Consider the following 12,224-nt stretch of genomic DNA (forward strand, 5'->3'; position numbering starts at 1 on the left):
GCCTCTCGACCGTCGGACGCGGGCACACCCACCGACCGGAAAAGGTGATCTGCTGTGCCTGCTCGACGCGTCGCTGTGATCGGAACCGGTTACGTCGGACTCACGACCGGCGCCTGCCTGGCCTCTCTCGGGCACTCCGTGGTGTGCGCGGACGCCGACCCGCACAAGGTCGAGCGGCTGCGCGAGGCCCGGGTGGACATCCTGGAGCCCGGTCTGCAAGAGACCGTACGGGACGCGCTGGACGCGGCCCGGCTCGACTTCACCGGGGACACCGGGGCCGCCGTCGCCGAGGCCGAAGTCGTGTTCCTGTGCCTGCCCACACCCATGGGAGCGGGCGGCGCGGCCGATCTCGCCGCCGTGGAGGCGGTGGCCGCGCAGATCCGGGAGGTACTGCCGCCCGGCTGTGTCGTCGTCAACAAGTCGACGGTCCCTGTCGGAACGTGCGAGCGCGTCGCCGCGCTGCTCGGCCGGGACGACGTGGTGGTGGTGAGCAACCCGGAGTTCCTGCGCGAGGGCCGTGCCGTCCACGACTTCCTGCACCCCGACCGGATCGTCATCGGCGCCGCCGACCGGGACGCCTCCCGGCGCGTGGCCGACCTGTACGCCCCACTGGACGCGCCGCTGGTGCTCACCGACCCCGCCAGCGCCGAACTGACCAAGTACGCGGCGAACTTCTTCCTCGCGATGAAGCTGTCCTTCGCCAACAACCTCGCCACCGTCTGCGAACGCTTCGGCGCCGACATCAACGATGTCACCGAGGGCATCGGCCGGGACCCGCGCATCGGCTCCGCGTTCCTGCGGCCCGGACCCGGCTGGGGCGGCTCCTGTCTGCCCAAGGACACCCACGCCCTGCTGACCGTGTGCGAACTGGCCGGGGTCGACTTCCCCCTGCTGCGCGCCACCATCGAGACCAACGTCACCCACCAGCAGCAGCTCGTCGATCGGGTCGCCGCGTCGTGCGGGCGCGGCGCGGACGGCTCGCTGCACGGCGTACGACTCGCCCTGTACGGACTGACCTTCAAGGCCGGCACCTCCGATCTGCGCGACTCCCCCGCTCTCTCCGTCGCCCGGCTGCTGCGCGAGCGCGGCGCCGAACTCACTGCGTACGACCCGGCGTTGCGTGAGGAGCGGCCCGACCTGAGCGATCTGGTCGATGTCGCCGACGATCCAGTGCGGGCGGCGGAGGGCGCGGCGGCCTGTGTCGTCCTCACCGAGTGGCCGGAGCTGCGTGACCTCGACTGGGCGGCGATCGCCGCGCGCATGGCCGGCCGGGAGGTCCACGACTTCCGCAACCTGCTGGACGCGGACCGGCTCGCGCGGGCCGGTCTGAGCTGGCAGGGCATCGGGCGCGCGCAGGCACCGACGCGGGTGGCGTGACACCGGGTCCGGCCCCCGGCCCCTCCTTCTCCCTCCCCTTCGAAGAAGAATCCAAGAGAAAGGCTCACCCCATGCGGGTTCTGTGCACCACGCTCGGCAGTCCCTCCCACGGGCGTGCTCAGCTGCCCCTGCTGCGCGCCCTCGCCGAGGCCGGGCATCAGGTGCTGGTGGTCACCACCGAGGCGCTCGTCCCCGTCTTCCGTGACGACGACGTACAAGTGAATCCCGTTTTACCGGAGTTCGATCCGCTCGCCGCCATGGCCCCGTACCTCGCCGAGCTCCAGGACACCCCCGACCTGACGGAGCCGACGGACGCGCTGACCCGGCTGCTGATGCGCAACGTGGCCGGGCCGGGAGTCAAGCCGCACCTGGACGTCCTGCTCCCCCTCGCCCGAGAGTTCCGGCCCGATGTGATCCTGCGCGACGGTATGGACATGGGCGCGGTGCTCACCGCCGAACTGCTCGGCGTGCCGCAGTTGCCGACGCCTTCCGGGTTCAGCAACATCCTGGACCCCGCCGATGTGCTGCCGCAGCTGAACGAGCGGCGCGCGGAACTGGGACTGCCCGTGCGGGACGACCCGCTGTCCGTCGTACCGTACGGCCGCGTCGACTACGTGCCGCCCGCCTTCTCCTTCGCCCGGAACCTGCCCAGGACGTTGGCGTACCGGCAGGCGGTGGACGTCGAGCGCGGCGGGGTGCTGCCGGAGTGGGCCGCCGGACTGCCCACGGACCGGCCGCTGGTGTACGCCGCGATCGGTACCGCCCTGCCGAAGATGCGTGAGCGCACGGCGGACGGTCAGACACCTCTGCCGGTGAAGCTGCCGGACAGCACCGAGAGTCTGCGCGCGATCGTGGGCGCGGCGGCCGAGCTGGACGACTGCACGGTGGTCGTGTCGACCTCCGGGGTGCCGGTGGACACGGAGGGCCTGCCCGGGCACGTCCATGTCACCGAGCGGGTGGCGCAGCCGCTGCTGCTGGAGTCGGTCGACCTGTTCGTCACCCACGGCGGCTTCAACAGCATCCGCGAGGCCATGCGCACCGGCACGGCGATGGCGGTCCTGCCGCACTTCGGGGACCAGCCGGCCAACGCGGAGCGGGTGGAGGAGCTGGGCCTGGGCCGTCACATCGCGGACCGCAGTCCGGCCGGCATCGCCGACGTGTGCCGCAAACTCCTCGCCGATCCCGAGCCCCGGGCGCGGGCCCGGTCGGCCCAGCTGGCGATGCTGACGCTGCCGGAGATCGGGCAGGCGGTCGGCGATCTGGCCGGTATCGCCGGCTAGGGCGTGTCCGTAAAGTCCCGTCGTCCGCCCGGAGGGCGGGCCTCGCGGCGTCCGGTGCGTGCTCTCGGCATGCCGGGCGGACGCCCGCGTACTGGTTGTACGCGGGTGTTCGACCGGTGCGGCGAGTGGGGGCACCTCCCACGCCCTTAAGGCAGTGGGGGAGCGTGCCGGGCGTCGCGAGGCAGGCGGGACTTTGCGGACACGCCCTAACCGCCCTGCTCCCGGCGCGGGCCGCTCCGGAGCACCGGGCGGGCCGCGCCCGCACGCCGTACCCGCCCCCACCCCGAGGACGACACGTGACCTTCTCCGACACCCAAGAACAGGGCGCGGCCGGGGACATGCCCCCGCGGCTCAGTCACCGGCAGATCACCACCGTCATGTCCGGACTGGTGCTCGGCATGTTCCTGGGGGCGCTGGACCAGACGGTGGTCTCGTCCGCGCTGCGGACCATCGCCGACGACCTGCACGGGCTGACCGCCCAGGCATGGGTGACCACCGCGTATCTCATCACCGCCACCATCGCGACGCCGCTGTACGGCAAGCTCTCCGACATCCACGGGCGCAGGCCCGTCTACCTCGCCGCGATCGCCCTGTTCACCGTCGGCTCGCTGCTGTGCGGATGCGCCACGTCGATCTACGAACTCGCGGCGTTCCGCGCCGTGCAGGGTCTGGGCGGCGGCGGGCTGATGTCGCTGGCGATGACGATCGTCGCCGACATCACCACTCCGCGCGAAAGGGGCCGTTACCAGGGCTACTTCATGGCCGTGTTCGGCGGTGCCAGCATCATCGGGCCGCTGGTGGGCGGCGCGTTCGCGGACCGGGCCGACCTGCTCGGCATAGCCGGCTGGCGGTGGATCTTCCTGATGAACGTGCCGCTCGCCGCCGCGGCCGCGGTGGCGATCACGCGCGTGCTGCGCTTCCCGCACCGGCGGGTGCGGCACCGGCTCGACTACGCCGGGGCGCTCGCCCTGGCCGTGGGGCTGGTGCCGCTGCTGACGGTCGCCGAGCAGGGCCGCGCCTGGGGGTGGGGCTCGTCCCGGGCCCTGTTGATGTACGCGATCGGCGGGGCGGGGCTGGCCGTGTTCCTCGTGGTGGAGCGGCGGTCGGGTGATGCCGCGCTGCTGCCGCCGCGCCTGTTCCGCATCCGGACCTTCCGGCTGGGCGTCGGGCTGCACTTCGTCGTCGGCATCGGCATGTTCGGCGCGATGACGACGCTGCCGCTCTATCTCCAGCTCGTCCGTGGCATGAGCCCCATCGCGGCGGGACTGGCCACCCTGCCCACGGTCGCCGCGAACCTCGCGGTGACGCTGCTGACGGGCCGGATGATCGCCCGGACCGGCCGGTTCAAGGTCCATCTCGTCGCCGGTGTCGGCTCGTTCACCGCCGCGATGCTCGTGTTCGCCACGCTCCGCGCGGACAGCCCGCTGTGGCACGCGGCGCTCGGCATGGCCCTGATGGGCGCGGGTCTCGGTGCGTCGATGCAGACGCTCACCACGCTCGCCCAGTGCGAGGTGCCCCGTACGGACATGGGCGCGGCGACGGCATCCGTCAACTTCTTCCGCTCCAACGGCGGCACGGTCGGCACGGCGGCCTTCCTGTCCATCCTGTTCACCACGGCGGCCGGCAGCATCACCGAGCGACTGGCCGAGGCCCGCCAGGACCCGGCCTACCGCCGTCTTCTGGCCCAGCCCGACAACGCGCACGCCCTGACGGGCGTCCTCCGCCCCGGCGGCGGGGTGAACCTGGAGGACTCCGCCTTCCTGCGCACCCTCGACCCGAGCGCGGCCCTGCCGTTCCTGGAGGGCTACGTCACCTCGATGCGCATCGTCTTCCTCACCGGCGCGGCGGTGTCCCTGGCCGCGTTCGCGCTGGCGGCCTGGCGGGTTCCCGACCTCACGCTCTCCGACGAGTAACGTCCGGAGAACGCCGTATGTCAGGTCCTGCCCCCTCCGTGAGTAGGGGCCTCGTCATACTTCCGGGGGACGGGCCGGCCCCCGCTCGCACTTTCGGCCGTCCCCGGAAACGGGCATGTGGACGGACGTCCCGCGGATCACGGGCGCGGACGATGGACGGGTCCCCGAAGCACAGTTCCCGTCAGGAGCCCTCTCGTGATCACCACACCCACCGCTCACCGTGCCACCGCGGTGGCCGCACGCGCCGAGGATCTGTCCAAGGTGTACGGACAGGGCGAGACCCGGGTGATCGCCCTGGACCACGTCACCGTGAACTTCCACCAGGGCGAGTACACCGCGATCATGGGGCCCTCGGGCTCGGGCAAGTCGACGCTGATGCACTGCGTCGCCGGGCTCGACACCTTCAGCGGCGGCTCGGTCCGCATCGGTGACACCGAGTTGGGCCCGCTCAAGGACAAGCAGCTCACGCGGCTGCGGCGGGACAAGATCGGCTTCATCTTCCAGGCGTTCAACCTGCTGCCGACCCTGACGGCCCTGGAGAACATCACGCTCCCGATGGACATCGCGGGCCGCAAGCCCGACAAGGAGTGGCTGGGCAAGGTCATCGACATGGTGGGCCTGTCCGACCGGCTGGCTCACCGGCCCGCGCAGCTCTCCGGCGGGCAGCAGCAGCGCGTCGCCGTGGCCCGCGCGCTGGCTTCCCGCCCCGAGATCATCTTCGGTGACGAACCGACCGGAAACCTCGACTCGCGCTCCGGCGCCCAGGTGCTGGGCTTCCTCCGCAACTCCGTACGGGAGTTGGGGCAGACCGTGGTGATGGTGACCCACGACCCGGTGGCCGCCTCCTACGCGGACCGGGTCATCTTCCTGGCGGACGGCCGGATCGTCGACGAGATGCTGCGTCCCACGGCGGACGGCGTGCTCGACCGTATGAAGGAGTTCGACGGCAGGAGCCGCACCAGCTGAGCCTCCCCGGGGCGCAGCCCCGCTCCCCGCCCATCACCGGACACCCACCCCAGGACCCGCATCCCATGTTCCGTACCGCCCTGCGCAATGTGCTCGCGCACAAGGCCAGACTGCTGATGACCGTGCTCGCCGTGATGCTCGGCGTGGCCTTCGTCTCCGGCACCCTGATCTTCACCGACACCCTTTCCCACGCCTTCCGCAAACAGTCGGCCAAGAGCTACGACGACGTCGCCGTCGGCATCACCTCCTACGTCGACAGCGACAACGGGGAGGAGAAGGGCCTGTCCCAGCGGACGCTCGACAGGATCGGCGAGCTGGACGGGGTCGCCTCCGTCATCGGACGGGTGAACGGCTTCGCCGGGGTCGCCGACCCCGACGGCAAGCTCATCGGCGCCGAGTGGTCCAACACGGGCTCCAACTTCGCCCCGGGCAAGGACGGCGAGGACCCCGCCTACGACTTCACCGACGGCTCCGGCCCGGTGCGGGACAACCAGATCGCGCTCGACGAGGACACCGCCGCCAAGGGCGAGTACGAGGTCGGCGACAAGGTACGCGTCGCCACGAACGGCCCGGTCAAGGAGTTGACGCTCACCGGTGTCTTCTCCACCGACGACGGCGCCGTCAGCGTTGGCGGCAGCCTGGTCCTCTTCGACACCTCCCTCGCCCAGCGCCTCTACCTGAAGCCGGGTCACTACCACGACGCGACCGTCACCGCCGCGCCCGGCGCCGACGACGAGAGGATCCTCGACGCGGTCAAGCCGCTGATCCCCGAGAACTCCGAGGCGAAGACGGGCGCCACGCTCGCCGAGGACCAGGCCTGGACCATCGAGCAGGACATGAGCAGCCTCAACCAGATGCTGCTGAGCTTCGCCGGCATCGCGCTCTTCGTGGGCGTGTTCCTGATCGCCAACACCTTCACCATGCTGGTCGCCCAGCGCACGAGGGATCTCGCCCTGATGCGCGCGGTGGGTGCCTCCCGCAAGCAGATCACCCGATCGGTGCTGGCCGAGGCCGGCCTGGTCGGCCTGGTCGCTTCCGTGGTCGGCTTCGGACTCGGGGTGGCCCTGGCCGCCGGGCTGCGCTCGGGGATGGCCGCGTTCGACATGAAGGTGCCGGGCGGCCCCCTCGTCATCGGTACGACGCCCCTGATCACCGCGCTCGCCGTCGGCATCCTCGTCACCATGTTCGCGGCGTGGCTGCCCGGTCGCCGCGCCGGGAGGATCCCGCCGGTGGCGGCGATGAACAGCGTCCACGCGGTGCCGACCACCAAGTCGCTGGTCGTGCGCAACTCCATCGGGGCCGCTGTCACCGCACTCGGCGCCGCGCTGATCACGGCGGGTGCCGCGATCGGCGAGAACGGGCGGGAGATCATCGGCGCCGGTGCGTTCTTCGCGCTGGTCGGCGTGATCGTACTGATCCCGCTGCTGTCCCGCCCGGTCATCGCGCTCGTACGGCCGCTCCTGGTCCGTGCCTTCGGGGTGGCCGGCAAACTGGCCGGGCAGAACGCGGTCCGCAACCCGCGCCGTACCGGTGCCACCGCCTCCGCGCTGGCCATCGGCCTGACGCTGGTCACCGGCCTGTCGGTACTGGGCGTCTCGATGGGCGCGGCGCTGGACAAGGCGACCACCGACCAGATCAAGGCCGACTACATGATCGAGACGGCCGCCGGCGGCGGCGTGGACCGGTCCGCGCTGGCCGCGCTGGACAGGGCTCCGGGTGTCTCGGCCCTCTCGCCGGAGCAGTACGCGTACTTCCGCGTCAAGGACGAGCACGTGTGGGCCACGGGCGTCACTCCGGGCGATGTCGAGCGGGTCCTCGACATCGATGTGGTGAACGGTTCGCTGAGCTCGCTCGGCAAGGGGCAGATGGCGGTCGACGAGAAGACGGCCAATGACCAGGGCTGGAAGGTCGGCGCCACCGTGCCGGTCACGTTCGACGACGGCAAGAAGGGCTCACTGAAGGTCGGCGCCGTCTACAAGGAGGGGGCGGTCCTGTCCTCGGTGCTCGTGGACACCGAGGTCCTCACCCCGCACGAGGCGAAGCCGTACATCTCCCGGATCTACGTGAAGACGGACGGCGGCCCGAGCGACGCGAACGAGACGGCACTGATCAACGCCCTCGGCAAGAATCCGGCGATCAGTGTCATGGACCAGAAGGACATCCGCGACGAACTCGGCGGTGAGATCAACATGATGCTGAACATCATGTACGGCCTGCTGGCGATGGCGCTGCTGATCGCGGTGCTCGGGGTGGTCAACACCCTGGCCATGTCGGTCTTCGAGCGGCAGCAGGAGATCGGCATGCTGCGCGCGATCGGCCTGGACCGCCCCCGGGTCAAGCGGATGGTCCGCCTGGAGGCCGTGGTCATCTCCGTCTTCGGCGCGGTCGTCGGCGTCGCCCTCGGCTCGTTCCTGGGCTGGGCGATCGGCCGGACCATCGCGGACGAGCTGCCGCTGTACGCGCTGGTCGTCCCGTGGGACCGGATCGGGATCTTCCTGGTCCTGGCGGCGCTGGTGGGCGTCCTGGCCGCGATGTGGCCGGCGCGCAGTGCCGCGAGGCTCAACATGCTGAACGCCATCAAGGCCGAGTAGGCGGAAGATGGACCGGCGGGCGGGCGACTGGCGCGTCAGGAACTCGCGGTCGCCCGCGAGGAGGAAGCCGGCTCCAGACGGACACAGCAGTGGCCGGGGCTGGGCGCCAGGCAGGCGCGACGACTGCTGTCCTGAAGCCCTTCGAGGACGCCCCCGAGCAGGTGGAGGTTCATACCGCACACCGTCTGGGTGTGTTCGCGGGCGAGCGCGTGGAAGGGGCAGTTGCCCAGCACGATCGCCTCACCGTCATGGCGAGGCTCGAACCCGTACCGCTCCAGAAGGCCGAACACGCCCGTGCCGCCCTGGCCGGCGAGCTGGGTGCCGAGGTCGTGGGCCTTTCGGTGCAGGACGGCGCGGACCGGTTCGCCCGTGGCCTCGGATTCCTCCATGGCCTGCGCGAGGAGCCGTCCGGCCAGCTCGTAGTGCCGCTCGGGCAGGCTGACGGTGACCTCCCTGGCGGAGCGCTTGTAGAGCTTGGCCGGCCTGCCCGCTCCCGGGCCGGTGCGGCCGCTGCGCCGTTCGTAGACGACGTCGAGGAGTGATTCGTCGGCCAGCCGGTCCAGGTGGAAGGCCGCGGTCTGGCGCGCGAGACCGAGAGCGGCGGCGGCTTCGTCGCGGCTGACCGGGCCCGGCTGGCGCACGACGTGGTCGTACAGCCGCCTGCGGGTCGGCTCGTCCAGGGCGGCGACCGCGGAGACATCGGGGCGGGGTGCTTCTTTCGCGTGGTCCACGAACACCAGTGTAAAACCCATAGCCATTGACTTAAGAACCTTTCCGAGCTTCTATCGGTAGTGAGAGTTGTCGATAGAAGGAACGGTGCGTCATGACGTCCGCAACCAAAACCACCCCGTCCGCAGCGCCCCGGCGGGGCGTGCTCAGCGACCCCGGCTACCAGGCGTTCGTCATCCTGCGCGTCGGGTTCACCGTGGCGCCGATCCTGTTCGGGCTGGACAAGTTCGCCAACCTGCTCGTGGACTGGCCCACCTATCTCGCGCCGTGGATCAACGACGTGGTGCCCGGCAACGCCCAGGCGGCCATGTACGCCGTCGGTGTCGTCGAGATCGTCGCCGGCCTCGCCGTCGCTCTCGCCCCGCGCTTCGGGGGCTGGCTGGTGGCCGGATGGCTGGCCGGCATCATCCTCAACCTGCTGACCATCCCGGGGTACTACGACATCGCGCTGCGGGACTTCGGCCTCCTGCTCGGCGCGGTCGCCCTCGCCCGGCTCGCCCAGCACTACCACGGCGAACGCCGGCCGCACTGACACGGCGGCGCGCACGGGAAAGGCGGGTGAGCCCCTCGGGAGGAGCGCTCACCCGCCTCACCCGCGCCCGATGCCCGGTCCCCGGCCGGGTCAGGTGTGCCCGGACGGCTGCCGGGGTGGCGTGCGGTGATGGAGCCGGATCGCCACGGGGGCGGCGGTGAGGACGGAGGAGTACGTACCGACCACGAGCCCGATGAGCAGGGCCAGGGCGAAGTCGGTGAGCGAGGACCCGCCGAGCACGGCGAGGGCCGTGAGGATGAACGCGGCACCGATACCGGTGTTCACGGTCCGGGGCAGGGTCTGGACGATGGCCTGGTCGGTGATGTCGGGCAGCGGTGCCCCGGGCGACTTGCGGGCGAGTTCCCTGACGCGGTCGAAGAGGACCACGGAGTCGTTGACCGAGTACCCGATGACGGTGAGCAGGGCCGCCAGGAACACCCCGTCGACGGGCCTGCCGAGCCAGGCGAAGACGCCGACGAGGATCACCACGTCGTGAGCGAGGGCGACGACCGCCGCCGTGCCGAAGACCCACCGGAAGCGTGCCGCGAGGTAGACGAACTGGGCGCCGAGGGCCACGGCGAGCGCGATCAGGGCGCCCCGGCGCAGTTCCTCCCCCAGGCTGGGTCCGATCAGTTCGTCGCGTACCTTGTCCGCCCGCCCCGCGAGTTCGCCCACGGCACCGGTGACCTCGGTCTCCTCGGCGTTGGTCAGCGGATCGGTGCGCACCGTCAGGCCGGCTTCGCCGGAGGACTGCACGACGGCCCGGGGGAATCCGGCCTCGGCGAGGGCGGTGCGCACCCGGTCGGGATCGACGGGGCTGGTGGTGGCGTACTCGATCAGCCTGCCACCGGTGAATTCCACACCTAGGTCGATGCCGCGCACCGCGATGCCCGAGCCGGCCAGGACCAGCGCGGCGGCCGACACGGCCAGCCAGCGCCGTGGCCTGCGCATCAGCCGGGGATTGCGGCGGGTGAGGCGGTCGCGGACCGCGCCGGTGGTGGCGATGCCGGTGAGGCGGGGGCGGCGGCGTACCCGGGGACGGCTCACGGCGACCTCGGCGAGCACGCGGGTGATCACCAGGGCGCTGAACATGGAGGCGAGCACACCGATCCCCAGCGTGACGCCGAAGCCCCGCACCGGCCCGGAGGCGAGGAAGAACAGCAGGGCGGCCGCGATCAGCGTGGTGATGTTGGAGTCGGCGATAGCGCTGAAGGCGTTGCGGAACCCGGCCGTCAGCGCCGAGCGGGTGCTGGGCCGGCGGCGGGCCGTGTACTCCTCGCGGGCCCTTTCGAAGACCAGCACGTTGGCGTCCACGGCCATACCGATCGCCAGGACGAAGCCGGCCAGGCCCGGCAGCGTCAGGGTGGCGCCGAGCGCGGCCAGCGCGGCGTACGAGACGAGGCCGTAGCAGACCAGGCCGACGGCGGCCAGCACACCCATCAGCCGGTAGACGCCGATGATGAACAGCGAGGTCAGCGCGGTGCCGATGGCCGCCGCCCAGGCGCTCGCGGTGATGGCCTGCGCGCCGAGGGTCGGGCCGACGGTGCGCTGCTCCACGGTCTCCACGGGCACGGGCAGGGCCCCGCCGTTGACGAGCAGGGAGAGTTCGCGGGCCTCCTCCGGGCCGAAGGAGCCCGTGATCTGTGTGGCGCCGTCGCGGATGCCGGTACGGCAGGCGACGGACGGGTCGACCTGCGGAGAGGAGATGACCTTGTCGTCCAGGACGATGGCCACCCGCCGCGCCGGGTCGCCCGCCGGGTGACAGGCGGCCTGGCCGGTGAGCCGGGCCCAGCCGGCGCGGCCGTCACCCTCGAAGTCGACCGTGACGTGCCATCCGGCGCCGCCCTGCTGGTCGAACCGGGCGGCGGCCTCCTTGACGTCCTCGCCGGTCAGGGCCGCGGCCCCGAGGCGCAGCGGGGTGCCGGACTCGTCGGGCACGACGTGTTCCCGGGGGCGCTTCGGCAGCGGCCGGGAGGCGTCGCCGGAGCTGTCGGCGGTGCCGAGCACCGGGTGGAAGGTGAGCTGCGCGGTACGGCCCAGGACGTCGGCCGCCCGCTTCGGGTCCTGCACACCGGGCAGTTCGACGATGATCCGGTTCTCGCCGGAGCGGACGAGGGTGGGTTCGGCGACGCCGAGCCCGTCGATACGGCCGCGCAGCACCTCCAGGGTGCGGTCGGTGGCCTCGCTGTCGGCGTCGGTGGTCGGGGTGGAGCGGGTCTGCAGCACGAGCTGGGTACCGCCGCGCAGGTCGAGTCCGAGGCGGACCGGCACGGTGACGGCGATGTACAGGGAGAGAGCGATCACGGCGAGGGCGAGCAGCGCCCTCACGCGCACGGAACGTTTCAACGGGGGCCTCCGGCAGGCGCACGGCGGCCACGCGGGCGCGGCCGGGGTGCTGTCGAGGAGAGGAAAAGGGGAGGTCAGGTGCCGGAGGTGACCGGGGGCGCTCGCCCACGGTCATGGGGTGCGTGAGGACACGAGAAGGGGGTGTGCGCGATCGGCGCCGGGAGCAGCCGCGCGACGCCGGGCGGGGTGACGTCCGTGCCAGGGGCGCAGGTGGCGTGGTGTCCGCGTGGGGCAGGGTGCTCGCTGCGCGACTCCTGGCTGATTGCCGCGCGGACGGCGCAGACGGTTTCGCATCCGTCATCGGCGCGCGGTCCGTTGACGCAGACGGCGTCGCACCCGTCATCCGCGCGCGGCCCGCTGACACAGACGGCGTCGCACCCGTCATCCGCGCGCGGCCCGCTGACACAGACGGCGTCGCACCCGTCATCCGCGCGCGGCCCGCTGACACAGACGGCGTCGCACCCGTCATCCGCGCGCGGCCCGCTGACAC

8 protein-coding genes are annotated in these 12,224 nt (G+C 71.7%); 6 read left to right on the forward strand and 2 right to left on the reverse strand.

The window, feature by feature from the left end; all coding sequences use genetic code 11:
- Positions 1 to 54: 54 nt before the first annotated feature.
- From QC385_RS33340 to QC385_RS33360, 5 genes are all read left to right on the forward strand, one after another.
- The gene (locus QC385_RS33340; RefSeq protein WP_279545086.1) at positions 55 to 1,377 is read left to right on the forward strand and encodes a UDP-glucose dehydrogenase family protein; all 1,323 of its coding nucleotides are present in this window, start codon (positions 55 to 57) and stop codon (positions 1,375 to 1,377) included.
- 71 nt (positions 1,378 to 1,448) lie between these two features.
- Positions 1,449 to 2,657, forward strand: a complete 1,209-nt coding sequence (locus tag QC385_RS33345) for a glycosyltransferase (protein ID WP_279545087.1) — start codon at positions 1,449 to 1,451, stop codon at positions 2,655 to 2,657.
- Between the two features lie 296 nt (positions 2,658 to 2,953).
- Complete coding sequence (locus QC385_RS33350; RefSeq protein ID WP_279545088.1) at positions 2,954 to 4,570, forward strand: MDR family MFS transporter; 1,617 nt, start codon at positions 2,954 to 2,956, stop codon at positions 4,568 to 4,570.
- A 195-nt stretch (positions 4,571 to 4,765) separates the two neighbouring features.
- Entirely contained in the window at positions 4,766 to 5,536 is a 771-nt protein-coding gene (locus QC385_RS33355; protein WP_279545089.1) for an ABC transporter ATP-binding protein, read from the forward strand.
- A 65-nt stretch (positions 5,537 to 5,601) separates the two neighbouring features.
- The gene (locus QC385_RS33360) at positions 5,602 to 8,127 is read left to right on the forward strand and encodes an ABC transporter permease (protein WP_279545090.1); all 2,526 of its coding nucleotides are present in this window, start codon (positions 5,602 to 5,604) and stop codon (positions 8,125 to 8,127) included.
- 35 nt (positions 8,128 to 8,162) lie between these two features.
- Here QC385_RS33360 and QC385_RS33365 read toward each other — a convergent pair whose 3' ends face one another.
- The gene (locus QC385_RS33365) at positions 8,163 to 8,864 is read right to left on the reverse strand and encodes a helix-turn-helix transcriptional regulator (protein WP_279545101.1); all 702 of its coding nucleotides are present in this window, start codon (positions 8,862 to 8,864) and stop codon (positions 8,163 to 8,165) included.
- Positions 8,865 to 8,950: 86 nt separating this feature from the next.
- On the opposite strand from QC385_RS33365, the gene QC385_RS33370 reads away from it, so the two are divergent.
- Entirely contained in the window at positions 8,951 to 9,388 is a 438-nt protein-coding gene (locus tag QC385_RS33370; RefSeq protein ID WP_279545091.1) for a hypothetical protein, read from the forward strand.
- Positions 9,389 to 9,478: 90 nt separating this feature from the next.
- Here the strand turns inward: QC385_RS33370 and secD are convergent, their stop codons facing one another.
- Complete coding sequence (secD, locus tag QC385_RS33375) at positions 9,479 to 11,734, reverse strand: protein translocase subunit SecD (RefSeq protein ID WP_279545092.1); 2,256 nt, start codon at positions 11,732 to 11,734, stop codon at positions 9,479 to 9,481.
- Positions 11,735 to 12,224: the final 490 nt, after the last annotated feature.

Source organism: Streptomyces sp. DH10 (assembly GCF_029813805.1).
GTDB lineage: Bacteria > Actinomycetota > Actinomycetes > Streptomycetales > Streptomycetaceae > Streptomyces > Streptomyces coeruleofuscus.